The 22,954-nt window shown below is 67.5% G+C and carries 22 protein-coding genes; 16 read left to right on the forward strand and 6 right to left on the reverse strand.

The features are described from left to right. Window positions 1-11: 11 nt before the first annotated feature. The gene (locus VHC04_RS09755; RefSeq protein WP_325680530.1) at window positions 12-908 is read left to right on the forward strand and encodes a glutamate cyclase domain-containing protein; all 897 of its coding nucleotides are present in this window, start codon (window positions 12-14) and stop codon (window positions 906-908) included. A 131-nt stretch (window positions 909-1,039) separates the two neighbouring features. Here VHC04_RS09755 and VHC04_RS09760 read toward each other — a convergent pair whose 3' ends face one another. Next, window positions 1,040-1,912 carry an ADP-polyphosphate phosphotransferase gene (locus VHC04_RS09760; protein ID WP_325680532.1) on the reverse strand — a complete coding sequence of 291 codons (873 nt, stop codon included), beginning with the start codon at window positions 1,910-1,912 and terminating at the stop codon, window positions 1,040-1,042. A 136-nt stretch (window positions 1,913-2,048) separates the two neighbouring features. On the opposite strand from VHC04_RS09760, the gene VHC04_RS09765 reads away from it, so the two are divergent. The 5 genes from VHC04_RS09765 to hemN all read left to right on the forward strand — a co-directional run bounded on the left by VHC04_RS09765 (window position 2,049) and on the right by hemN (window position 7,557). Beyond that, window positions 2,049-4,031 carry a PAS domain-containing sensor histidine kinase gene (locus tag VHC04_RS09765; protein WP_325680534.1) on the forward strand — a complete coding sequence of 661 codons (1,983 nt, stop codon included), beginning with the start codon at window positions 2,049-2,051 and terminating at the stop codon, window positions 4,029-4,031. Continuing rightward, on the forward strand, window positions 4,021-4,644 hold the full coding sequence (fixJ, locus tag VHC04_RS09770; RefSeq protein WP_325680536.1) for a response regulator FixJ: 624 nt from the start codon (window positions 4,021-4,023) through the stop codon (window positions 4,642-4,644). Before VHC04_RS09765 ends, fixJ begins: the two co-directional genes overlap by 11 nt. 275 nt (window positions 4,645-4,919) lie before the next feature. Beyond that, complete coding sequence (locus VHC04_RS09775; RefSeq protein ID WP_325680538.1) at window positions 4,920-5,312, forward strand: response regulator transcription factor; 393 nt, start codon at window positions 4,920-4,922, stop codon at window positions 5,310-5,312. Between the two features lie 88 nt (window positions 5,313-5,400). Next, window positions 5,401-6,135, forward strand: coding sequence for a helix-turn-helix domain-containing protein (locus VHC04_RS09780; protein ID WP_325680540.1), 735 nt, complete (start codon window positions 5,401-5,403; stop codon window positions 6,133-6,135). Window positions 6,136-6,162: 27 nt separating this feature from the next. Further along, a complete protein-coding gene (gene hemN / locus VHC04_RS09785) occupies window positions 6,163-7,557 on the forward strand; it encodes an oxygen-independent coproporphyrinogen III oxidase (protein ID WP_325680542.1) in 1,395 nt (464 codons plus the stop codon). Between the two features lie 185 nt (window positions 7,558-7,742). Here hemN and VHC04_RS09790 read toward each other — a convergent pair whose 3' ends face one another. The 4 genes from VHC04_RS09790 to VHC04_RS09805 all read right to left on the reverse strand — a co-directional run bounded on the left by VHC04_RS09790 (window position 7,743) and on the right by VHC04_RS09805 (window position 12,557). Continuing rightward, the gene (locus VHC04_RS09790; RefSeq protein ID WP_325680544.1) at window positions 7,743-8,024 is read right to left on the reverse strand and encodes a cupin domain-containing protein; all 282 of its coding nucleotides are present in this window, start codon (window positions 8,022-8,024) and stop codon (window positions 7,743-7,745) included. Between the two features lie 199 nt (window positions 8,025-8,223). Continuing rightward, complete coding sequence (locus tag VHC04_RS09795) at window positions 8,224-8,994, reverse strand: Bax inhibitor-1/YccA family protein (RefSeq protein ID WP_325680546.1); 771 nt, start codon at window positions 8,992-8,994, stop codon at window positions 8,224-8,226. A gap of 158 nt (window positions 8,995-9,152) precedes the next feature. Then, window positions 9,153-11,672: an ABC transporter permease gene (locus VHC04_RS09800; protein ID WP_325680548.1), complete on the reverse strand. Its 2,520-nt coding sequence runs from the start codon at window positions 11,670-11,672 to the stop codon at window positions 9,153-9,155. Between the two features lie 174 nt (window positions 11,673-11,846). Further along, on the reverse strand, window positions 11,847-12,557 hold the full coding sequence (locus VHC04_RS09805; protein WP_325680776.1) for an ABC transporter ATP-binding protein: 711 nt from the start codon (window positions 12,555-12,557) through the stop codon (window positions 11,847-11,849). A 187-nt stretch (window positions 12,558-12,744) separates the two neighbouring features. On the opposite strand from VHC04_RS09805, the gene VHC04_RS09810 reads away from it, so the two are divergent. The 8 genes from VHC04_RS09810 to VHC04_RS09845 all read left to right on the forward strand — a co-directional run bounded on the left by VHC04_RS09810 (window position 12,745) and on the right by VHC04_RS09845 (window position 19,679). After that, complete coding sequence (locus VHC04_RS09810; protein WP_325680550.1) at window positions 12,745-13,290, forward strand: arylesterase; 546 nt, start codon at window positions 12,745-12,747, stop codon at window positions 13,288-13,290. Window positions 13,291-13,300: 10 nt separating this feature from the next. Continuing rightward, complete coding sequence (thpR, locus tag VHC04_RS09815; protein ID WP_325680552.1) at window positions 13,301-13,837, forward strand: RNA 2',3'-cyclic phosphodiesterase; 537 nt, start codon at window positions 13,301-13,303, stop codon at window positions 13,835-13,837. Window positions 13,838-13,913: 76 nt separating this feature from the next. Next, on the forward strand, window positions 13,914-15,053 hold the full coding sequence (locus tag VHC04_RS09820; RefSeq protein WP_325680554.1) for a glycosyltransferase family 2 protein: 1,140 nt from the start codon (window positions 13,914-13,916) through the stop codon (window positions 15,051-15,053). Between the two features lie 33 nt (window positions 15,054-15,086). Further along, window positions 15,087-16,517, forward strand: coding sequence for a glycosyltransferase family 39 protein (locus tag VHC04_RS09825; RefSeq protein WP_325680556.1), 1,431 nt, complete (start codon window positions 15,087-15,089; stop codon window positions 16,515-16,517). Between the two features lie 162 nt (window positions 16,518-16,679). Continuing rightward, a complete protein-coding gene (locus VHC04_RS09830; RefSeq protein WP_325680558.1) occupies window positions 16,680-17,939 on the forward strand; it encodes a cytochrome P450 in 1,260 nt (419 codons plus the stop codon). Between the two features lie 14 nt (window positions 17,940-17,953). Then, window positions 17,954-18,229: an AMP-binding protein gene (locus VHC04_RS09835; RefSeq protein ID WP_325680560.1), complete on the forward strand. Its 276-nt coding sequence runs from the start codon at window positions 17,954-17,956 to the stop codon at window positions 18,227-18,229. Beyond that, complete coding sequence (locus tag VHC04_RS09840) at window positions 18,165-18,650, forward strand: AMP-binding enzyme (protein ID WP_325680562.1); 486 nt, start codon at window positions 18,165-18,167, stop codon at window positions 18,648-18,650. Before VHC04_RS09835 ends, VHC04_RS09840 begins: the two co-directional genes overlap by 65 nt. A 3-nt stretch (window positions 18,651-18,653) precedes the next feature. After that, entirely contained in the window at window positions 18,654-19,679 is a 1,026-nt protein-coding gene (locus VHC04_RS09845) for an alpha/beta fold hydrolase (RefSeq protein ID WP_325680563.1), read from the forward strand. 9 nt (window positions 19,680-19,688) lie between these two features. Here VHC04_RS09845 and VHC04_RS09850 read toward each other — a convergent pair whose 3' ends face one another. Next, a complete protein-coding gene (locus VHC04_RS09850; protein WP_325680565.1) occupies window positions 19,689-20,159 on the reverse strand; it encodes a molybdenum cofactor biosynthesis protein MoaE in 471 nt (156 codons plus the stop codon). A gap of 91 nt (window positions 20,160-20,250) precedes the next feature. On the opposite strand from VHC04_RS09850, the gene VHC04_RS09855 reads away from it, so the two are divergent. Together VHC04_RS09855 and VHC04_RS09860 are read left to right on the forward strand one after the other, a co-directional pair. Then, a complete protein-coding gene (locus tag VHC04_RS09855; RefSeq protein WP_325680567.1) occupies window positions 20,251-21,765 on the forward strand; it encodes a glycosyltransferase family 9 protein in 1,515 nt (504 codons plus the stop codon). Further along, window positions 21,752-22,879: a hypothetical protein gene (locus VHC04_RS09860; protein WP_325680569.1), complete on the forward strand. Its 1,128-nt coding sequence runs from the start codon at window positions 21,752-21,754 to the stop codon at window positions 22,877-22,879. The genes VHC04_RS09855 and VHC04_RS09860 overlap by 14 nt, the downstream gene beginning before the upstream one ends. Window positions 22,880-22,954 lie beyond the last annotated feature (75 nt).

A 22,954-nucleotide genomic window follows, 5' to 3' on the forward strand; every position in this document is an offset into this window, starting at 1 on the left:
CTGTGCGCCCAATGACCAGCCGGATCGCAGTGATCGATCGGATCGAAGCCATCATTCACCGCGATGTCGGCCGCGGCATGCAGCCGGTCTTTGCCGCCGCTCGGGGCGGCTTGCACGCAGCCGCATCGGCGCTGGCGCGGGAACGGGCACCGCGGATCGGCCTGCTGACAGGTTTCTTCGTCCCAGGCGGCACGCCGCCCGCCGCCGAGACCGACGGACCGGCCGCCGCCGCGCTGCTGGCTCGCGCCTTCCGTGACGCCGGGCTGACCTGCCGGGTGGCCACGGACACGGTCTGCGCGGCGGCCACCCGAGCGGCGCTGGCCGGGGCAGGGGTGGCGGAGGTGGCGGTGGACGCCGCACCGCCGGGCCTTGCAGTCGATGGCATCATCGATGCCTGGCGGCGCGACGGCGTCACCTGGGCGCTGGCGATCGAACGCTGTGGTCCCGCCGCCGATGGACGTCCACGCAACATGCGGGGACTGGATATCAGCGACCACACCGCGGCACTGGATCGCCTGTTCACCGCAGGGCCATGGCACACCATCGCGATCGGCGACGGCGGCAATGAGATCGGCATGGGCAGCCTGCCGCGCAGCCTGGTCGGGCAGCATATCCCATTCGGCGATCGCATCGCCTGTGTCGTGCCGGCAGATCACCTGATCGCGGCCGGCGTGTCGCACTGGGGCGCCTATGCGCTGGCAGCGGCGCTGTCGATGCTGCGGCCGGATTGGGCCGGCCATCTGCGGGTGTGCCTCGACCCCGCTCTGGACCGTGTGGTGCTGGCGGCGATGGTGCGGGATGGCCCGGCGGTGGACGGCGTCACCGGCCGGCGGGGAGCGACCATCGATGCGATGCCGCTGGATGACCACCACGTGGTGTTGCAGGAGATCGTGGGTTGTCTTCCCTGACGGCCGGCGCGGGGCGCGAGCCGCGCTCTCGACGATGAAGCTGCCGGACGGCCTCGTCAGTCGCGTCATCGGGGGCGGCCTGGATGACGAGATCACGATCGGTGCCCACGATCTGCCGCGGTGGCGGCGATCTATTCCATCGCCAGCCGATCCCTGATCGCCTTCAGCTCCGCCTTCCGCGCATCGCTCACTGTGGGATAGGACATTTTCAGCCGTTCCAGCGTCTTCACGATCACATGGGAAATGATCAGCCGAGCGTCGTGCTTGCTGTCGGCCGGGACGATGTACCAGGGGGCATCGTGCGAACTGGTCTCGCTCAGGCACTGCTCATAGGCATGCATGTAAGCGTTCCAGTATTGCCGCTCCTCAATATCGCCCATGCTGAACTTCCAGTTCTTTTCCGGCTCATCGATACGGGCAAGAAACCGCCTCCGCTGCTCATCCTTCGACAGATGCAGGAAGAACTTCACGATCCGGGTGCCGTTCGCCGACAGGTGGCGTTCCAGGTCGCGGATCGAGCGGTAGCGGCTTTCCCACAGCGCCGCGTCCTTTGCCGGGCGATCGGCCAGGCCTTCGGCGTCCAACAGGTCGCTGTGCACACGGGTGATCAGCACTTCCTCGTAATAGGAGCGGTTGAAGATGCCGATCCGGCCGCGTTCCGGCAGGTTGCGCGTTGTCCGCCACAGGAAGTCGTGCCGCAGCTCTTCCGCGCTGGGGTGCTTGAAGCTGAACACCTGGCAGCCCTGCGGGTTCACGCCCGACATCACATGCGCGATCGCCCCGTCCTTGCCGGCAGCGTCCATCGCCTGAAAGATCACCAACAGGGCGTGGCGATCGGACGCGTACAGCAGCCGTTGCAGTTCACTCAGCCGTTCGACATGCATCTGCAGCAGCTTCTTGTAAGCCGCCTTCGAACCGGCCAGCGCCTCGCCGCGCGTCGGCCATTCCCGCAGGTCGATTGCGGTCCTTTCCGCGACGCGATAGGTCGCCGTCTTGATCTTCATCTCCAACCCTCCTGGCCAGCAGGCAAGAACGCGGCCAATCGTCCTGACCAACAACAGGGCCAATAATCGGGGATGGCAGTCAACGCGGCCGGGATTATGATGCAAGCCCCTTTGCACACCATGGCTCGGATTCCAGATGTCTGCGGTCACCAGCGGCCCGTCCGACGATACGCGGCTCGAGGACGCCATGCGCGCCATGGAGGCAGCCGATATCGGCGCCTGGCACTGGGATATTGGCGGCGGCTTCGTGCGGCTGTCCACCCGCGCTGCGGCGATGCTGGGTGTCGCCGACATGGCGGATGGGCGGATGCCGATCGGCGCGTTTCTGGACCGGCTGCATCCGGACAGCCGCCAGCCGGTGCAGGACATCGCCGTGCATCCCGGTGCGTTCGACTTGAACCTGCATACCACCCGCAACCAGAGCACGGGCAATCGGGGCACGGGCAATCGGGGCACGGGCAGCCAGGCGACTTCCGGATCACGCTGCCTGCGTTTGCGCGGCCGCGCCGTGGCGGCGCCGGGCGCGGACTCCGAGCGGTCCGCCACGGCGGATGGCATCCTGACGGATCTTCCTGTCGGCCCCACCGCCGAGGAAGTGAACCGCCGCCTGGCCGCCATCGTCACGTCCTCGGATGACGCGATCATCGCGGAGACGCTGGACGGCACCATCACCGACTGGAATCGCGGTGCCGAAGGCATCTTCGGCTATGCCTCTGCCGAGATCATCGGCCGCCCGATGGCGATTCTGTTGCCGGACGGCCAGACCGATGACGCCCGGAACATCCTGGGCCGCATTGGCCGCGGCGAACGCATCGAACACGAGCTGACTCGCCGCCGGCGGAAGGATGGCGCGGTCATCGACGTATCGCTGACCATCTCGCCACTGTGGAATGCCGCCGGCGCGCTGGCCGGCGTGTCCACCGTCGCCCGCGACGTGACCGCCGCCCGGCGGGCGCAAATCGCGCTGGAGCAGCGGGAAGCCCATCTACGCTCGGTCCTGGATACCGTGCCCGACGCCATGATCGTCATCGATAGCGTGGGCCATATCCAGTCCTTCAGCGCCGCCGCCGAGCGCCTGTTCGGCTATGCCGAGGCAGAGCTGGTGGGCCGCAATGTGTCCGTCCTGATGCCGTCGCCCTACCGTGAACAACATGACGGCTATATCGAGCGTTACCTGCGCACCGAGGAGAAGCGGATCATCGGCATCGGCCGCGTCGTCGTCGGCCTGCGCCGCGACGGCTCCACCTTTCCGCTGGAACTGTCGGTGGGTGAGATGCAATCCGGCGGCGCCCGTTCCTTCACCGGGTTCATCCGTGACCTGACGGAGCGGCAGGAAACCCAGCGGCGGCTGCAGGACCTGCAAACAGAGCTGATCCATATGGGGCGGTTCACCGCGATGGGCGAGATGGCCTCGACCTTGGCGCATGAGCTGAATCAGCCGCTGACTGCCGTCGCCAGCTACCTGAATGGCTGCCGCCGCCTGCTGGACGGCAAGACGGAGCCCGAGTCGGTGATGGTCCGCGAGGCGATCGAGCGCGCCGCCGACCAGGCGCTGAGGGCCGGCCAGATCATCCGCCGCATGCGTCAGTTCGTCTCCCGCGGGGAAAGCGAGCGCCAGGTGGAGGGCTTGAGCAAGCTGATCGAGGAGGCCAGCGCGCTGGCCCTGGTCGGTATCCGGGAGACCGGCGTGCGCGTGCGCTACGACCTCGATCGGCGGGCGCGCTTCGTTGTCGTCGACAAGGTGCAGATCCAGCAGGTCATCCTGAACCTGATGCGCAACGCGATCGAGGCGATGCAGGAAACCGAGAGGCGTGAACTGCTGGTTGCGACGAGCGTGCGGCCGGGGGAGATGGTGGAGATCAGCGTTACCGATACGGGGCCGGGCATCGCGCCGGAGGTGGCGCATCGGCTGTTCCAACCCTTCGTCACCACCAAGCCGCACGGCATGGGCGTCGGCCTGTCGATCTCGCGCACCATCGTGGAGGCGCATGGCGGGCGGCTATGGGTCGAGCCGAACCCCGAGGGGGGCACGATCTTCCGGCTGACGGTGAAGGCGATCGGCGCGAACGAACTGACCGAAGGGGCGGAGGCAGAAGGGGACGCGGCGCATGGCGCATGATGCGGTGGTGCATCTGATCGATGACGACGACGCGGTCCGCCAGTCATTGGCCTTCATGCTGACGGCCTCGGGCTATGCGGTGCGCGTCTACGAATCGGCCCAGGTCTTTCTGGACGCGGTGCCGACCCTGCAGCCCGGCTGCATCGTCACCGATGTCCGCATGCCGGGGATCGACGGGCTGGAATTGCAGCAGCGGCTGAAGGCGCTGGACGTGGAGATGCCGGTGATCGTCATCACCGGCCACGCCGACGTGCCGCTGGCGGTCCAGGCGATGAAGGCCGGCGCCGTCGATTTCATCGAAAAGCCGTTCGGTGACGAAACGCTGCTGACCGCGATCCGCGTCGCCGTTTCCCGCCAGGCCGTCGACAGTGCCCGCGCACAGGAAGTCGCGGCGATCAAGGCGCGCCTGGCCACGCTGTCACCGCGTGAGGTGGAGGTGCTGGAGGGCCTTGTGCAGGGTCATGCCAACAAGACCATCGCCTACGACCTGCAGATCAGCGCCCGCACGGTGGAGGTGCATCGCGCCAATGTGATGACCAAGATGGGTGCCGCCACCCTGTCCGATCTGCTGCGCATGGTCTTCGTCGCCCGCGCCGGCGAGGCGCCGGCCTGAGGGCCGGGGGAGACGCCGCGGCCCTCAATTCCTGATCCGGCGCGGTCGCGGCCGCGGCGGCGCTGGCCAGGGCAATGCCCCTCAACGGCGATGCCACGAAGGGCAGTCCCAGACAGCGTGATGACGGGGCAAGGTGATGACGGGGCAAGATGATGACGGGCAGGGGCGCCCTGGTCGCGGACGGGGTTGCGCCAGATCAAACCGCTATCGATCTTACGCACCTAGTCTGGGCACGATCGCCGAGCATTCTCTGCCTTGGCGCCCGGAGTCATTGCATGCCAGGTCACCACCAGCGCGTCTTGATCGTCGACGACGACAAGGCGGTGCGGGAGGCGCTGGAATTCGCGCTGCGCCTGCAGGGGTTTTGCGTCCGCGTCTACAGCGGTGGCCAGGAGCTGCTGGCCGGCGGCGATCTGGACACGGCCGGCTGCGTGATCGTCGATGACAGGATGCCGGACATGGATGGCTTGGAGCTGATCGATCAATTGCGGCGGCGTGCCATTCCGGTCCCGGCCATCCTGATGACCAGCCACGTCACCGATCGGCTGCAGGCACAGGCCGCGGTGGCCGGCGTGCAGGTGGTGCTGGAAAAACCGTTCCTGGAGAATGCGCTGGCAGCCTCGATCCAGACGATCCTGGGCGCGCCGGACTGCCTGCCGGGTACGTAGAATCCCGTAGGAGATAACCGAATATCGGCACGGCAGGAGGCGGATTACACCCTGTTCACCGACTTACGCCTGTGAACCGGAGCCCCCGATGTCCATCACCCTTACCCATCATGGCGACAACCGTTTCACCGCAGTCCAGGCCGGGCTGGCCCAAACAGGAATCGCCCAAACAGGAATCGCCCAGGCGGGGGTTTCCCCGACCGGGTGGGCGATGGACGCGTTTCCCGATCAGGGTGTCGCGGGCGGCACTATTCATTTCGTCGCCGACCAGGAAATCTACGCCGAGGGCGACGCCGCCAACACCTTCTTCAAGGTCGTGCGTGGCGTGGTCCGCACCTGCAAGTTCCTCAGCGACGGCCGCCGCCAGATCGATGCGTTCTACGGCGAGGGCGAGATCTTCGGCTTCGAGGCCGGCGCCGAGCATCGGTTGTCCGCCGAGGCAGTGTCCGACTGCGTCCTGATCCCCTATCGCCGCCGCGGCTTCGAGATGTTGGCCGGCCGCGACGAGCGCGTCGCCGGCCAGATGTTCTCCTATGTGATGCGCTGCCTGGAACGGTCGCAGGACCATTCCCTGCTGCTGGGCCGCCGCAGTGCGGCGCAGAAGCTGGCCGCCTTCCTGCTGGAAATGGCCGCCCGTGCCCCGGGCGGCGCCTTCATCGATCTGGCGATGACCCGGCAGGACATCGCCGACTACCTGGGTCTGACCATCGAGACGGTCTCCCGCACCCTGTCCCAGTTCGAGCGCGAAGGCGTGATCCGTCTCGCCGGCGCTCGGCGGGTCACCCTGACCGACATGGATGAGCTGCGGGCCCTCAATTCCTGATCCGGCGCGATCGCGGAAGGCAGACAGATGGGTGCGAGCTCCCAGGCGGCCGCGCGCCGGCCCGCGGCGGCGCTGGCGGCCAAGTACGGCGCCAATGTGCCGCGCTACACCAGCTATCCGACCGCGCCGCATTTCCATCAAGGCATCGGCGAGGCCGAGTATCGGCAATGGCTCACCACGATAGATCCGGTGCGTCCCGTCTCCTTATACGTGCATGTGCCGTTCTGCCGCACGCTATGCTGGTATTGCGGATGCCATACCCAGGTGGCCCGTCAACGCGCGCCAGTCGCCGCCTATGTGGAGACTCTGCTGCAGGAGATCGCGCTGACGCGGGAGGCACTCAGGGCCGGGCGGGTGGACAGGCTGGCGGCCTCGGCTTTGCACCTGGGCGGCGGCACGCCGAACATTCTGGCGGCGGACGACCTGGACCGCATCTTCGCCGCGCTGCGCGACGTGGCGGTCTTCACCCCGGATGCCGAGGTCGCCGCGGAGATCGATCCGCGTGAGCTGACGCCCGACTTCGTGACGGCGGCGCGGCGCAATGGCCTGAACCGCGCCAGTGTCGGTGTGCAGGATATTGAGGGAGCGGTACAGGCCGCCATCAACCGCGAACAGCCCTGGGCGGTGACCGAGGCCGCGATACGCATGCTGCGTGATGCCGGCGTGCCGTCGGTCAATGTCGACCTGTTGTACGGATTGCCCTATCAGACGGTCGATTCGGTGCGGGAAACCCTGGCGCGGATGATCGCCCTGCGGCCCGACCGGATCGCCCTGTTCGGTTACGCTCACGTGCCGTGGATGAAGCCGGCGCAGAAGCTGTTGCCGCAGGATGCGCTGCCGGACACCGAGGCGCGTCATGCGCAGCAGACCGCGGCCGCCGGCATGCTGCGGGCGGCTGGTTACCAGCGCATCGGCCTGGACCATTTCGCCCGGCCGGGCGATGCGATGGCCCGTGCCGTGGCGGCCGGCACCGTGCACCGGAACTTCCAGGGCTACACCACGGATGCGGCGGATACGCTGATCGGCTTCGGCGCCTCCTCAATCGGCCGGCTGCCGGGCGGCTATGTGCAGAACCTGTCCAATGTCGCCGGGTGGCGCGCCGCCATTGACGCCGGACGGCTGCCGGTGGCGCGTGGCATTGCGCTGACCGGCGACGACCGCCTGCGCGGCGCGATCATCGAGCAGCTGATGTGCGGCTTCCGCGTCGACCTGGGCAGGTACGCCGACCATCCCGATCTGGCGGGCGATCATCTGCGGACCGAGCTGAGCCGGTTGCAACCCTTCATCGATGATGCGCTGCTGGAACGGGACGGCATGTCCCTGTCGGTCACCGAGGCCGGACGCCCGTTTGTCCGCTCGATCGCCGCCGTGTTCGACAGCTACCTGGGGAAATCCGCCGCGCGCCACAGCGCGGGCGTGTAGAAACGCTCAGCCCTCGCCGCGGTGTCGGCGTATCTGGGGTGCCGCGGGTCGGCGTGTCCTGTGGTCGCGCTGGCGGAAGCCTGCCATGGGTACGCCCGAGAACGCCGAAGCGCATCGCGCGGCTGGGGCGTGACGCATGCCGGCTCTTGCTTGCGGATGAAAATCCCGGCCTTCGCCCCGCTTCGTCAGGCGAAGCGCAGGGCTTCGGGGCGTTTGATTTCGACCTCCACGAAGGCCATCGGTTGGTCACCTCCGTTCATGACGTCGTGCTCCACACCGGCGGGCCGATGATAGGCCTGGCCGGCCTTCAGCGGCACGTCGGTGACCGAGCTGCCGTTGTCGACGCGCATGATCGCGTCGGTCAGCATGACGATGACGTACGGCCAGCCATGGATGTGCTGTCCGGTGACGGCGCCCGGCGGGAAATCCCAGCGCGTGATCCGCACCTCCTCGTCATCCTGCTGCACGGTGGGGACGGCGGGGATGGTGCATGCGAAGGCCACGAGGCGCGCTCCCGTCTGCTGGTTCGGACATTTGTATAAACCGGCGGCGCCTGGGCTGGAACGTCCGGCACCGGCTCCGGAGGCATGACGATAGACAGTATTGATAGAAACGAAAAAGGCGGGGAACCGGTCCCCGCCTTTGTGAGACAACGCTGATCGGCGATCAGTTGTTGTTGCGATTGCCCAGTAGCTGCAGCAGCAGCATGAACAGGTTGATGAAGTTCAGGTACAGGCTCAGCGCATCGTAGACGCTGCGCTTCGCCGCGCCGTCGGTGCCCATCGCATAGGCGAACTGTACGTAGTCGGCCTTGATGCGTTGCGTGTCATAGGCGGTCAGCCCAGTGAAGACCACGACACCGATGATGCTGATCGCGAACTGCAGGCCGGAGCTGTGCAGGAACAGATTCACCAGGCTGGCGATGATGATGCCGATCAGGCCCATCATCATGAACCCGCCCATCTTCGTCAGGTCGGTCTTCGTCGTGTAGCCGAACAGGCTGGTGGCCGCGAAGGTGCCGGCAGTGATGAAGAAGACGCGGACGATCGATTCACTGGTGTAGACCAGGAAGATGTTGGTCAGGCTGGCGCCCATGGCCGCGCAGAACACCCAGAACAGGGTCTGCGCCGCGCTTGTCGACAGTTTGTTGACCCCCAGCGACAGCACCAGCACGAAGGCCAGCGGCGCGAACATCGCGATCATCGCCAGCGCGGTCGGCTGATGGGTATAGCCGAACGGTGTCTGCACCAGCGGGTAGAACGCATTGATCAGACTGGTGTTGGCGATCACGTAGGCGACCACGCCGGTCAGCAGCAGGCCGGACGCCATCCAGTTGTACACGCGCAGCATGTAAGCCCGAAGACCGGCGTCAAGTACGGCGGCCGTCGTGGCGGCGGATGCCCTTGGATAGGCCCGGAAATCCGGACTATAAGCCATGTTTCCCTGTTCCTTTCGAGCGGGTGCTCAGGTTCAGTATACTCGATCGTCCCGGTGGCGCGAAGACGGCATTGGGGTTTTTCCCCATCGACGTTGTTCCCCCACGGGTCGGACCGCTCAGTGCTCCGTCAGCGGGCCGGACGGACGAATGTCGAGCGCTACTCATTCCTCAGGAGTGGCGCCGGCCTGGCCCGCAACGACGCTGCTGTTCCAGCATAGCCGAACAGCAACATGATTGCGATGGCTCCCGCAAGCACCGACATAAGGGCGCCGGGCAGGAAAAGCCAGTGCGTGTGCAAAATGTAATTCATGACGCCGTAGCTCGCCGCCGTCCCGATCAGGGCGGCGATGCTTCCGGCAACCAGGCCCAGCACGCCGAACTCGGCCAGCCAGGCGATCCGAAGCTGCCGGCGCGTGGCGCCCAGCGTCTTCAGGATCACCGCCTCCCGCACCCGGCGGCGCTGGCCGGCGGCGATCGCGCTGACCAGCACCAGGGCCCCGGCCACCAAGGTCAGCGCCCCCGTGGCGGTCAACGCCGCGGCGATCTGGCCCAGCAGGCCCGCAATCGCCGACAGCACGTCCTCGACCCGGATACCGGTGACATTCGGCAAGGCATCGGTTACCAGGCGCAACAGCCTGCCCTGTTCGGCCGGATCGACACGGACGGTGGCGATATGGGTGTGCGGTGCATGCGATAGCAAGCCCGGGCTGGCGACCATGAAGAAATTGATACCCAGCGATTGCCACTGAATGTCACGCAGATTGGCGACTGTCAGGTCCAGGTCGCGCCCCAGCACGTTCACCCGGATCACGTCCCCGATCCCGACATGCCAGCCCTTGGCGATGGCGGCATCCAGCGACACCAGCGGCTTTCCGTCGTAGTCGGCCGGCCACCACGATCCGGCGGTGATGCGCGACCCTTCCGGCGGTTCCGCGGCATAGGTCAGACCTCGATCGCCGCGTAGCGCCCAGGCGGTGTCGGGCGTGGTCACCGCGTCCTGCGCCGGCACGCCCTTCACCGCGACGATGCGCGCGCGCAGGGACGGCACCTGCTTCAGCGCGGTCACGCCGGGCTGCGACCGCACCAGTGATTCAAACCGCGCCAGCTGGTCGTTCTGGATGTCGATAAAGAAGAAGCTGGGCGCATTGGCCGGGATTTGCGCCTGGATCTGCCGCTGCATGTTGCCCTGGATCAGCGCCACCGCAGCCAGGGTGGACAGGCCGAGGCCCGCTGACAGCAGCACCAGCGGCGTCGGCGCGCCAGGGCGATGCAGGTTGGCGAGTCCCACCCGCACCGCCGGCCAGCGGACCGGCGGCAGCCGTCGCGCCGCGGCCATCAGCAGCAGTCCGCCGCCCTGGAACAGGGCCAGCGTGGCTCCAGCGGCGATACAGAAATAGAGCGCCAGCCGCCTGTCGGCGGCGGTGGCGATGGTCACCGCGACCAGCGTCCCCACCAGCACGACATTCAGCAGGACCACCGGCAGCGACGGCCGGGTCCGCTCCGGCAGCAGCGCATCCCGGAACAGCGCGCCGCCCGGAATCCGCGCCGCGCGCGCCAACGGCCACAGCGCGAAGCTCAGCGCGATCAGCACCCCGTACGCCACCGCCAGCAGCAGCGGTTCCGGATACAGCCCGGCGCGGGGCGGCACTGGCAGCAGGCCGGACAGCAGGGAACCCGCCAGCCAGGGCAGCGCCGCGCCCAGCACCAGGCCGGCCAGAATGCCGACGAGTGCCAAGGTCATCACCTGGATCAGGCAGGTGGCGAACACCAGCCGGGCGGTGGCGCCAAGACAGCGGAGGGTTGCGATGGTGGGGGTCCGGGCGTCCAGCCAGGCTCGCACGCCGTTGGCGACTCCGATGCCGCCGACCAGCAGCGAGGTCAGTCCGACCAGCGTCAGGAACAGCGCGATTTGATCGATGAAGCGGCCAACGCCGGGGGCCGCCTCGGCCGTGGTGCGCAGCCGCCAGGGCTGGTTGGGAAACGCCGTCCTAATCGCGTCAGGCAGGCCGGCGGCATCCGGCACGGTGATACGAAGCTGGTAGCGCAGCATGGCGCCCGGCACGACCAGCCCGGTCCGCGGCAACGCCGCCGCGGCGATCAGCACGCGGGCCCCGAAGAAGGACGTCGCCGCCACCCGGTCTGGCTCCGCGATCAGGGCGCCGGCGACACGGAAGGTCTCGGTGCCGATACGCGCGGGATCGCCAGGCTTCAGGCCCAGCCGGTCCAGCACCACCGGATCGGCCAGCAGGCCGAAGCGTCCGTCGCGTTCCGCCAGCGCCGCGGCCAGGTCCTGTGGCGGATCGGTTCGCACGGCTCCAACCAGCGGCCACGCGCCGTCGACCGCTTTCAGCTCAATCAGTTGCCGCTCACCGGACGGGGCGACGAGCAGGGAGCGCATCTGCACGACGTCCGATGTCGTCGCCCCGCGGTCGTGCAGCCAGCCGCGCAGGGTGTCGGGCAGCGGCTGATTGCCGCCTTCGATGTCCAGGTCGCCGCCGAGCAGGGCGCGCCCGTCCGCCGCAAGCCCGGCATCCACTGCCGCGCGCAGGCTGCCGACCGCGGTGATGACGCCGACCCCCAGCGCCAGGCACAGCAGTACCACCCACAGCCCCCGCACCCCACCGCGCAGGTCCCGCCGGGCGAGGGTGAAGGCCAGGCGGAGAAGGGACGGGTTCATGGGCCGCATCCTGACCGAGGGGGTGACGCGGCGGCAACAGGCCGCCAGGGCGTGGTAGACCAGGACGTGGTGGATCGACCCCATTTTTGTGGCCCGACATGTCTCGATCCCGGGACGGCAGTGACCGGCAGCACCGGCCATGGATATTGCTATCGGCCGCGGATGGCGTAGCCCTCAAACCACGACCGCCGTGTCCACCTGCCCGTCCGACAGGTGCACCTGCCGGTCGCAGCGCGCGGCCAGGTCCCGGTCATGCGTGATCAGCAGCAGCGTCGTGCCGTGCCGGCGGCGCAGCGCGAACAGCAGGTCGATCACCGCCGCACCCGTTGCATGATCCAGATTGCCGGTCGGCTCGTCTGCCAGAAGCAAGGCCGGCGCCGGAGCAAAGGCGCGGGCCAGGGCGACGCGCTGCTGTTCGCCGCCCGACAGCTGGCCAGGCAGGTGGGTCAGCCGGTGACTCAGCCCGACCGCCTCCAGCGCCGCGCGTGCCCGCGCGGCGGCATCGCGCACGCCAACGAGTTCCAGCGGCACGCAGACATTCTCCAGTGCCGTCATCGTCGGGATCAGGTGAAACGCCTGGAACACGATGCCGACCCGTCGCCGGCGCAGCGCCGCCAGTGCGTCCTCACTCAGCCCGGTGACCTCCTGCCCGTCCAGCACCACGCTGCCGGAACTGGCGCGTTCCAGCCCCGCCAGGACCATCAGCAGGCTGGTCTTGCCGGATCCGGAGGGTCCGATCAGTCCCACCGCCTCGCCGCGGCCGAGCTCCAGGTCGATGCCGCGCAATATGTTGACCGGCCCGGCGGCCGACGGCACGGTCAGGGTGAGGCCCTTGACCCGTACCAGCGGGTCGGTGGCAGGCGGAGCAGGCGGAATGGCATCCATCGGCGCGATATATCGGGCTCTGGAGGACGTTCGGAAGGCCATGTCTCCGCTCTTGCTGATTATGTCCTTGTTAACCAGCGCCGCCACACAACCCGCGAGCGCTGCCGATTCGCCCAGGGACACGCGCAAGGATGCGCCGGCCGGCCCGGCGGGAGCGGTCCCTCGCGAAGCCAGGTTGCGCCTGCTGGTGTTCGGCGATTCCCTTTCCGCCGGCTACGGCCTGGCCCATCCGGACGGATTCGAGGCACAGCTGCAGGCCGCATTGAAGGCCGCCGGCCATGACGTCACGATCGTCGACGGCGCGGTGTCCGGCGATACCTCCGCCGGCGGCCGCGCCAGGCTGGACTGGGTGCTGGCCGACGGGGTGAATGCGGCGATCGTCGAGTTCGGCGGCAATGACGGCCTGCGCGGGGTCGATCCCAAGGAACTGGAGGCCAATCTGTCCGCCATCCTGGACATGCTGGCCGCTCGGCATATCCCGGTACTCCTGACCGGCATGTATCCGCCGCCCAATCTGGGCCCTGACTACAGCGAGGCATTCCATGCGGTCTATGAGCGTCTCGGCCAGCGACAGGGCGTGCTGTATGATCCGTTCTTCCTGGACGGCGTGGCGGCGATCCCGTCGCTCAATCAGGCGGACGGGATGCACCCGAACCCGGAAGGCGTGAAGCGGATCGTTGCCCGACTCCTGCCGCTCGTGGAAAAACTCCTCGCGGAAGCGAGAACATCGTGAGGGCCCGCGCATGAGACTCTTCGTTGCCCTCGACCTGCCCTGGGAGCTTCGGCAGCGCATCGCCACCCTGGCCGGCGCCGGCATCCCCGGTGCTCGCTGGGTACCGCCGGAGAACTACCATGTCACCCTGCGCTTCATCGGTGAGACCCCGGGCCACCGCGCCGAGGAAATCGACGTGGCCCTTGCCGGGCTGCGCGCCCGCGGTTTCTCCCTGACCCTGGCGGGCCTGGGCACCTTTACGCGCGGCGGACGCAGCACCGCGCTATGGGTGGGAGTGGAGCGCAATCCGCAGCTCGATCACCTGCAGACCAAGATCGAGACGGCGCTGCAGCGCATCGGCCTCGAACCCGAACGCCGCCGCTTCCAACCCCATCTCACTCTCGCTCGGCTCGATAATGTCGCCGAGGGCAAGCTGGTCTCCTTCGTCCAGGCGCACAACCTGTTCCGGGCCGATCCCGTCCCGGTGGAGCATTTCACCCTGTTCAGCTCACAACTGGGCAAGGAAGCCTCGGTCTACACCGCCGAGGTCGAATACGCCCTGGCCTGACCGGAGCCGATCATCCGCCCCTGTGATCTTGGGGCGGCTTGACCTTCGGGTCGGAGCCTGTATCAGCCTGCCGCCCATGCCCGACGCCGTGGCCACGCTCCCCGACCAGCGCGACAGCAGGCCGCTTCGCACCCCCGTGCTGAGCGTCATCGTGCCCTGCTACAATGAGCGGCCGAATGTCGCACCGATGATCGACAAACTGCGCTCGGCGCTTTCCGGCATCGATTGGGAAGTCATCTACGTCGACGACAACAGCCCCGACGGCACCGCCGCCGCGGTGCGGGCGATCGCCCGACAAGACCCGCGCGTGCGCTGTATCCGGCGTGTCGGACGGCGTGGTCTGGCCTCGGCGGTGATCGAAGGGGCGCTGTCCTCCTCCGCCGATTACGTTGCGGTGATCGACGGCGACCTGCAGCACGATGAGACCCGGCTGCCGGTCATGCTGCACACGCTGCGCGAGGGGAACTGTGACCTGGTGGTGGCCAGTCGGCATATCGCAGGCGGCGACAATGCCGGTCTGGCCAATGCCTGGCGGCATGCCCTGTCCGATGGCGGCATCAGATTGGCGCAGACCTTCCTGCCGGTGCGCCTGACCGATCCGATGAGCGGTTTTTTCATGCTGCCGCGCACACTGTTCGAGGACCTGGCAAAAGGCCTGAACGGGCAGGGGTTCAAGATCCTGCTGGACCTCGTGCTGACCAGCCCGAAGCCGTTGCGGGTGACGGAAATTCCCGCCGGCTTCCGCGAACGGGTTGCCGGGGAGTCCAAATTGGATGCGCTGGTGATGGTCCAGTTCGCCGGCCTGCTGCTGGACAAGCTGTTCGGCGGCATGCTGCCGCTGCGCTTCTTCTCCTTCGCGCTGGTCGGCGCGCTGGGCGTGGTGGTGCACATGGCGGTGCTGGTGCTGCTGCGGCTGGGCGCGCCACTCAGCTTCGAGGCGGCGCAGACCGTCGCCACGATCGCTGCCATGGCGTTCAACTTCCAGCTCAACAACGCCATCACCTATGCCGACCGGAAATTGAAGGGTCCGCGGCTATGGCGCGGGCTTCTGCTGTTCATGGTGGTGTGTGGTTTCGGCGCCATCGCCAATATTGGCATCGCCCAGGCGCTATATGAGCAGCACACCGTGTGGACCGCCGCCGGCGCCGTCGGTGCGGTGATCGGCGTGGTGTGGAATTACGCGGTCTCCGCCACGCTGGTCTGGCGCGCCCGGTGACGATCCACGCCTCCTTCGGATGAGCGCGCGGTGATGGGGGTTGCCGCCATCATGGCGGCGGCGACGCTGATCCGGCTGGCCGTCGCCGCCGTGGTGCCACTGTCGGCGGACGAGGCATACTACTGGGTCTGGTCCCGGGCCTTGGCCGGAGGGTATTTCGACCATCCGCCGATGGTCGCGCTGTGGATCAGGACAGGCACGGGCCTGATCGGCGCAACACCGTTGGGTGTGCGGCTGCTGGGGCCCCTGGCGGCGGCGGTGGCTTCGACGCTGCTGTACGACGCGGGGCGGTGCCTGTTTCCCGGCACCCGGGCAGGCCTGATTGCGACGTCGCTGCTGAACGCGACGCTGGTGGTGGGCGTCGGCTCGATCATCATGACACCCGACTCGCCGCTGCTGGTGTTCTGGACCGCGACGCTTTGGACGATGGCACGATTGCTGGCCACGGGCAGGGGCATCTGGTGGCTGGCGGCGGGCGTGCTCGCCGGGCTCGCCAGCCTGAGCAAATACACCGCACTGTTCCTTTGGGTGGGGATCGGCCTGTGGGCCCTGTTGGTACCGGCCGGTCGTGCCTGGCTGCGGCGCTGGCAGCCCTGGGTCGGAATCGCGATCGGCGCCGCCATGTTCGCGCCGGTCGTGGCGTGGAACGCGGCGCATCAGTGGGCCGGGTTCCTGAAGCAGGGTGGGCGGGTCACCGACTGGCAGCCCGGCCGAGCGGTCGGGTTTTTGGCGGAGTTGGTGGGCAGTCAAGCGGGATTGGTGACGCCCTGGATCTTCATCCTGTGCCTGATCGGGTTGGCGGCGGCGCTGCGCCGCATGCGCCGCGCGGCGAACTGGGCGCTGCTGGCGGCGCTGTCGCTGCCGCCGGTGCTGGTGTTCCTGCAGCACGCGCTGGGCGATCGGGTGCAGGGCAATTGGCCGGCGGTCATCTATCCAGCCCTGTCGCTGGCTGCTGCCGGCTGGTTGACCGCGCGCGGCCGTCGCGACTGGGTCGGTGCCAGCGCGCTGGGCTTCGCGATCACCGCGGCTGTCTATCTGCAGGCAGTGTTTGGGCTTGTCCCACTGCCGCCCCGCCTGGACCCGATCGCCATGCGGCTGCGCGGCTGGGACGTGCTGGCGCGGGATGCCGCGGTCGAGGCGGCGGCCATGCGCGCCAGCTTCGTGGCGGCGGACGGCTATGACACCGATTCCCAGCTCGCCTGGACCCTGTCCGCCACGGTGCCGATGGTCGGCGTCGACCCGCGCTGGGTGCTGTTCGACCTGCGGCGCACCGACATCGCCGGCCGTATCGGCCTGTTGCTGCGCGATGCCCGCCGCGCCGGGCCGCCGGACCCGGCGCTATGGAACCGTGCCGAGAAGCTGGGCGAGATCGACCGGCCCGGCGCCCCGGCGCCGTTCACCGCCTGGCGCGTCGTCGCCGCGCCCTCCCTGGCGGCGGTGCCGTTGCTGCCCCGCCGGCATTGAACCGGTTCTTCCCCAAGCGCGTTTGATCTGCGTTATAATGGTTCAACGCGGAGCTGGCCGAAGGCGGCCGGTCCCGGATATGACCAAACCAGGCACGATCAAGGTCGACACGACCAAACAAGAACGACGTGTCGCGCGTCAGCGACGCGAGGGAGGCGAACCATGAATGCTCCGGTCCAGGCGGACCCGCGCGCCGACGCGCAGTCCGTTCCACTGAGCCAGATCGATGTCAGCGATCCGCACCTGTACCAGGACGATACCTGGCGCCCATGGTTCGAACGCCTGCGGCGGGAAGACCCGGTACATCGCTGCGAAAACGGCATGTACGGCGCCTACTGGTCCGTCACCCGCTACCGCGACATCATGGCGGTGGACACGAATCATGAGGCGTTTTCCTCTGACGCCTACATGGGCGGCATCGTCCTGCGGGACCTGCCGGTGGACAAAAGGCGGCCCAGCTTTATCTCGATGGATCCGCCGAAGCATGACGAGCAGCGCAAGACCGTCTCCCCCATCGTCGCGCCGGGCAACCTGGCCCGCATGGCGGACACGATCCGGGAGCGCACCAACAAAGTGCTGGACTCCTTGCCGCGCGGTGAGACTTTCGATTGGGTAGACCTCGTTGCGGTCGAGCTGACCACGATGATGCTGGCCACGCTGTTCGACTTCCCGTTCGAGGAACGGCGGAAACTCACCTATTGGTCCAACGTCGCCACGGTGAACACGCGTGCCGGCACCGAGGTGGACTCCGAGGAGAAGCGTAACGAGATCCTCGATGTCGCGATGGCCGAATTTCGGGCGCTGTGGGAGGAGCGGGCGAAGCAGGACCCGCGGCCCGACCTGATCTCCATGCTTGCGCACGGAGAGGCGACGCGCGACCTGCCGACCCGCCCGCATGAGTTCATGGGCAACTTGCTGCTGCTGGTCGTCGGCGGCAACGACACCACCCGCAACTCGATGTCCGGCAGCCTGCTGGCGATGAACCAGTTTCCCGACGAGTTCCGAAAGTTGAAGGACAATCCGGGGCTGATTCCCAGCATGGTGCCCGAAGTCATCCGCTGGCAGACCCCGGTGATCCATATGCGCCGCACCGCCACACGCGACGTGGAGCTGGCCGGCAAGACCATCCGCGCGGGTGACAAGGTGGCGATGTGGTACATCTCGGGCAACCGCGATGAGGACGCGATCGAGCGGCCGGATGATTTCATCATCGACCGGCCACGCCCGCGCCAGCATCTGTCGTTCGGGTTCGGTATCCATCGCTGTGTCGGCAATCGCCTGGCCGAGATGCAGCTGATGATCCTGTGGGAAGAGATTCTGCGGCGCGACTGGAAGATGATCGAAGTGATGGGGCCGCCGGTGCGGACCTATTCCAACCTCCTGCGCTCGATCTCCAGCCTGCCTGTGCGCATCCCGGCCTGACGCGGAGGCAGCTCATGGCGATCCCGTATTTCGACGCCATCCCGCACCACGCGATGCGCCAGCCCGATGCGCTGGCCACCCGAGACCTGGCAACCGGGCGGCGCCATAGCTACCGGGTGTTCCACGACCGCATCAATGGGCTGGCGGGGACGTTGCGTGCCCGTTTTGGGATCGCGCGTGGCGACCGCGTGGCGGTGTTGGCGCCGAACGGCACCGATACGTTCGATGTGCAGTTCGCCTGGGCGCCAGGGAAGCGGGCGGCCTGGTGCTGCAGCAGGCATCCGGCATGACGGAAACCAGCCCGAGACCACGGCCGCCACCATCACCGATGGCTGGCTGCGCACCGGCGATGCCGCCCGCGTCGATGACGAAGGTTTCTACTACATCGTCGACCGCTGGATGGACAGGTATATCTCGGGCGGGGAGAACGTCTATCCGGCCGAGGTGGAGAACGTGCTGTACCAGCATGACGCCATCGCCGAGGCCGCCGTGATCGGCGTCAGCGACACACGCTGGGGCGAGGTGGGCCGAGCGGTGGTGGTCGTCAAGAGCGGGAGAACGCTGACCGAGGATGACGTCGTCGCGCATTGCGCCGGCAAACTCGCTCGGTACAAACTGCCTCATTCCGTGGTGTTCACCGAGGCGCTGCCGCGTAACGCGGCGGGCAAGGTGCATAAGCCGACACTGCGGATGCAGCTTGGAGGCGCGTGAGCCATGCCGTTCCCCATCACAGAACACGTCGTCAGGACCAGCCGCCACACCACATTCTATCTGGCGTGCGGGCGGCCGGACGCCACGCCACTGATCTTCCTGCATGGCTGGCCGGAGCTGTCGATCAGCTGGCGCCACCAGTTGCCGGTCTTCGCCGCGCTGGGTTTCTACTGCCTGGCGCCCGACATGCGCGGCTACGGCCGATCCAGCCTCTATACCACGCACCGCGACTATGCGGTGGAGCATATGGTCCGCGACATGCTGGAGCTGCTGGAAGAGGCGGTGCCGCATGACAAGGCGATATGGATCGGCCATGACTGGGGCAGCCCGGTGGCGTGGTCCATTGCCAGCCACCATCCGGCACACTGCCTGGGCGTCGCCAATCTATGCGTGCCCTATATCCCGGATGGATTCGCCGTTGAATCGTTGCTGCCTCTGGTGGACCGCGATATCTACCCGGAAGACCAGTTCCCCGCCGGTCAGTGGGAATACCAACTGTTCTACCGGGAGAATTTTGATGCCGCCCGGTCCGCCTTCGAGGCGAACGTGGACGCGACGGTAAAGGCGCTGTTCCGAAAAGGAAACGCCGCGGCGAAGGGACAGCCGTCACGCACCGCCTTGGTGCGCCGTGATGGCGGCTGGTTCGGCGGCGCCGGCGTGGCGCCGGACGTACCGGCCGATACCGATGTGCTGAGCGAGGCGGATCTGTGCGCCTATGTCGCGTCCCTGAAGCGAAACGGGTTCTTCGGGCCCGATTCCTGGTACATGAACGGGGAGTGGAATCGGGCATACGCGAGCCAGGCGGCGAACGGCGGCAGGCTGGACATGCCGGTACTGTTCCTGCACGGCGCCTTCGACTACACGTGTGAAACGGTGGAGTCCCGGCTGGCGGAACCGATGCGCGCCGCCTGTTCCGACCTGACCGAGGTGGTGGTGCGCTCTGGCCATTGGATGGCGCAGGAGCGGCCGTTGGAGGTCAATGCGGCGCTGGCGAAATGGTTGGCGGTGAAACTGCCGGGAGCATGGTAGGCGCGAAGGTCACGCGCTGTTGCCCCACCGCGCGGCAGCCGTGTCATCTTCCTCTCGAGCGTCGACCCAGGCGCCGGCGCCGCCGGCCAGATCCTCGCGCTTCCAGAACGGTGCCTTGGTCTTCAGCCAGTCGATCAGGAAGGATGTGGCATCCAGCGCTGCCTGCCGATGCGCCGAGGCGGCGATGACCAGCACGATATTGTCCCCGGTCCGCAACGGCCCGACCCGGTGGATCACGGTGACGCCCTTCAATGGCCAGCGCGCCTCTGCCTCCGCGACGATGCGGGCGATCGCACGTTCGGTCATGCCGGGATAGTGCTCCAGCGTCATCCCGGTGACCTGCTCCGCGTGGCCGGAGGCATGGTTCCGCACGGTGCCGATGAAGCAGCCGATGCCGCCGATATCCGGCCGGCCGGCGGTCAGCGCGGCAATCTCCGCGCCAATGTCGAAATCCTCGGTTTGGACCAGGATGCGTGCCATGGCCGCCGCAGGTTACCAGGAGCGTGGGCAGGTTGTCATGCGATAGAGATCCCGCTTGCTCCCGCCGCTGCCAAAAGGCACCTTCGCGGCCATGAGCGCGACCATCCCCGCCCAGCAACCGCAACAAGCGGCCGCAGCCGGCACACCGCTTGCCCCAATGGCCGCCCCATCGGCTCAGCAGGCGGCACAACCCCTGACCGCCAGCGGGGAAACGCCGGAACAGGCGCTGACCCGAGCGCAAGCTGCTGCGCAGGCGAAGCGGCTGAATGAGGCGCTGGGTATCTGCCAGGACGTCCTGGCCACCGCACCTGATCATCCGGCGGCCCTGGCGCTGCAGGGCATTGTCTCGGCCATGGCCGGCGATCCGGAAAAAGGCGTCGTGCTGTTGCGCAAGGCGATCAGTCTGCGGCCGGGCAATGCCTCCTGGTACGCGCATCTCAGCTCGCTATGCCGCATGACCTACCGGATCGAGGAAGGTCTGGCCATGGGCCAGGAAGCGATCCGGCTGGATCCCAACAATGCGGAACACCTGGTCAACCTGTCGTTGATCTTCGTCGATGCCGATGATCGGGAACGGGCGACCGCCTGCCTGCTGCGCGCACTCGGCCTGAAGCATGACCATGCCGACGGCCACCTGGCGATGGCGCAGACCCTGCTGGCCCAGGGTGATTTCGATGCCGGCTGGATGGAATATGAGTGGCGCAACTTGACCGAGGCCGGCAAGGCGACGATGCCGCCGATGACCTCGGCGCCGTGGAACGGCATGCGCATCCCGAACGGGCGGCTGCTGCTGGTCGGCGACCAGGGTTACGGCGATACGATCCAGTTCGCCCGCTATATCCCCATGGTGGTCGATCGCTGCCAGGAGCTGATCCTGGGTTGCAGCGCCGAAATGGGTCCGCTGCTGTCGACCATTCCGGGCGTGACGCAATACTGCCACCGCTGGAACGACGTGCCTGGCCACGCCGCCCATGTCCGGCTGTCCAGCCTGCCGTACCTGTTCCGCACCCGGATGGACACCATTCCGGCCCGGATTCCCTACCTGAAGGCCGATCCCGCCCGCATCGCCCATTGGCGCGAGCGGCTGGACGCGATGCTGCCGCCCGGGTTGAAGCGTATCGGCGTCGCCTGGACCGGCCGCCCCACCCATCCGAACGATCGCCGCCGCTCCATGCCGCTCTCCACTCTGGCGCCGATCGGCCAGGCGGGGCCTGCCGCCTTCGTCTCGCTACAGAAACCGTTTCCCGCGGGGGATGTCGAGGCGATGGGCCTGTTCCCCTACCTGACCGACATCTCGGCGGACCTGACCGATTTTGGTGAGACAGCCGCGCTGATCGAGAATCTGGACCTGGTGGTGACCGTCGACACCTCGATGGGCCACCTGGCCGGCGCGCTGGGCAAGCCGGTCTGGATCCTGATCCCGAAAGCCGCCGACTGGCGCTGGCTGCTCGATCGCGAGGACAGTCCCTGGTATCCTACCGCTCGGCTGTTCCGCCAGCAAAAGCCCGGCGCGTGGGAAGAGCCCCTGGATCGCCTGGTCACGGCGCTTCGGCAGGATCTCGTGGCGGCCATGCCGCTCCCGATCACCGCCGATGTCGGCGGCTGACACGCGGGAAGAGGCCGATCTTGCGTTGGAGCTGTCACGCTCCGGCCTGTTCGATCGCGACTTCTACGCACGTCGGAACAGCGACGTCACCGCCGCCGGGCTGGACCCGCTGGAGCACTTCGTCCGCTGGGGATGGCAGGAGGGACGGTGGCCCAACCGCTATTTTGATCCCGCCTGGTATCGACTCGCCAATGCCGACCTAGCCGCCGCCGGGATTGATCCGCTGCTGCATTATCTGCGCCACGGCCAGGCCGAGGAGCGGCCGCCGCATCCGGCCTTCGATCCGGCCTGGTATCGCGCCGCCTATGCGGTGCCGCCGGAAATCGGCGTGCTGACGCATTTCCTGGCGCACCGCACCCGCCAGCCTGCCTCACCCGGCGCCGCGCTGTGGGCGGTCCCGCTCATCCCGCCCTGGCGCGACGCGCTCGCCAGCAGGCGTGATCCGGTCGAGCATTATCTGGATGACCGGGAAGCACGGGGGCTGGAACCGTTTCCCGATCCCGATATCGTCGCCGCCTCGGGCCTCGTGGAGGATAATTACTACCTGATCAATGCTGCCGACGTGCATGAGGCGAAGGTCGATCCGGTCGATCACTACTGCCGCTATGGCTGGCGGGAGCATCGCAAGCCGAATCTCTATTTCGACCCAGTCTGGTATGAGCAGACCAACCCCGAGGTGACGCGGATCGGTATCAATCCGCTGCTTCATTATATCGTCCTGGGCGAAGCCGCGGATCGCCGGCCGGTGCCGTTCTTCGATCCGGGCTGGTATCGGGCGCAATATGCAGTCCCCGACGGTCAGGTGGCCTTGGCGCATTTCCTGGCTCATCGCCGCAGCCAGACCGTCAGTCCGACGCCGCTGTTCGACGTGGCATGGTATGTCAGCCGGTTCGGTGCGGCGCTTGGTCCCAGCCGCGATCCGTTCGCGCATTACCTGCAGGCGGGGATGACGCAGAACATCGATCCCAGCCCCGGTTTCAACGCAGCCCTGTACCGACGCACGCATATGGGCCGTCCCAGCCGGGGGTTTGCCAGGCTGCTGCGGCCGGAGCAGCATAACCCGCTGGTGCATTATCTGCGCGCGCAATATGGCGCCGCGAAACCCGCGGGATGACCGGTGACGGCCGCAACAACCGGAAGGCCGCACACCGCTGCGCCCTGTAGGACGCGGTCACAAGGGATGCCGCCA

It is taken from the genome of Rhodopila sp., from assembly GCF_035548095.1.
GTDB lineage: Bacteria > Pseudomonadota > Alphaproteobacteria > Acetobacterales > Acetobacteraceae > Rhodopila.

Bases quoted from the DNA above. Each gene is read 5' to 3' on its own strand.
- VHC04_RS09755 (WP_325680530.1), top strand. From the start codon at position 12: ATGACCAGCCGGATCGCAGTGATCGATCGGATCGAAGCCATCATTCAC.
- VHC04_RS09760 (WP_325680532.1), bottom strand. From the start codon at position 1,912: ATGAAGATCAAGACGGCGACCTATCGCGTCGCGGAAAGGACCGCAATC.
- VHC04_RS09765 (WP_325680534.1), top strand. From the start codon at position 2,049: ATGTCTGCGGTCACCAGCGGCCCGTCCGACGATACGCGGCTCGAGGAC.
- fixJ (WP_325680536.1), top strand. From the start codon at position 4,021: ATGGCGCATGATGCGGTGGTGCATCTGATCGATGACGACGACGCGGTC.
- VHC04_RS09775 (WP_325680538.1), top strand. From the start codon at position 4,920: ATGCCAGGTCACCACCAGCGCGTCTTGATCGTCGACGACGACAAGGCG.
- VHC04_RS09780 (WP_325680540.1), top strand. From the start codon at position 5,401: ATGTCCATCACCCTTACCCATCATGGCGACAACCGTTTCACCGCAGTC.
- hemN (WP_325680542.1), top strand. From the start codon at position 6,163: ATGGGTGCGAGCTCCCAGGCGGCCGCGCGCCGGCCCGCGGCGGCGCTG.
- VHC04_RS09795 (WP_325680546.1), bottom strand. From the start codon at position 8,994: ATGGCTTATAGTCCGGATTTCCGGGCCTATCCAAGGGCATCCGCCGCC.
- VHC04_RS09800 (WP_325680548.1), bottom strand. From the start codon at position 11,672: ATGAACCCGTCCCTTCTCCGCCTGGCCTTCACCCTCGCCCGGCGGGAC.
- VHC04_RS09805 (WP_325680776.1), bottom strand. From the start codon at position 12,557: ATGGATGCCATTCCGCCTGCTCCGCCTGCCACCGACCCGCTGGTACGG.
- thpR (WP_325680552.1), top strand. From the start codon at position 13,301: ATGAGACTCTTCGTTGCCCTCGACCTGCCCTGGGAGCTTCGGCAGCGC.
- VHC04_RS09820 (WP_325680554.1), top strand. From the start codon at position 13,914: ATGCCCGACGCCGTGGCCACGCTCCCCGACCAGCGCGACAGCAGGCCG.
- VHC04_RS09825 (WP_325680556.1), top strand. From the start codon at position 15,087: ATGGGGGTTGCCGCCATCATGGCGGCGGCGACGCTGATCCGGCTGGCC.
- VHC04_RS09830 (WP_325680558.1), top strand. From the start codon at position 16,680: ATGAATGCTCCGGTCCAGGCGGACCCGCGCGCCGACGCGCAGTCCGTT.
- VHC04_RS09835 (WP_325680560.1), top strand. From the start codon at position 17,954: ATGGCGATCCCGTATTTCGACGCCATCCCGCACCACGCGATGCGCCAG.
- VHC04_RS09840 (WP_325680562.1), top strand. From the start codon at position 18,165: ATGTGCAGTTCGCCTGGGCGCCAGGGAAGCGGGCGGCCTGGTGCTGCA.
- VHC04_RS09845 (WP_325680563.1), top strand. From the start codon at position 18,654: ATGCCGTTCCCCATCACAGAACACGTCGTCAGGACCAGCCGCCACACC.
- VHC04_RS09850 (WP_325680565.1), bottom strand. From the start codon at position 20,159: ATGGCACGCATCCTGGTCCAAACCGAGGATTTCGACATTGGCGCGGAG.
- VHC04_RS09855 (WP_325680567.1), top strand. From the start codon at position 20,251: ATGAGCGCGACCATCCCCGCCCAGCAACCGCAACAAGCGGCCGCAGCC.
- VHC04_RS09860 (WP_325680569.1), top strand. From the start codon at position 21,752: ATGTCGGCGGCTGACACGCGGGAAGAGGCCGATCTTGCGTTGGAGCTG.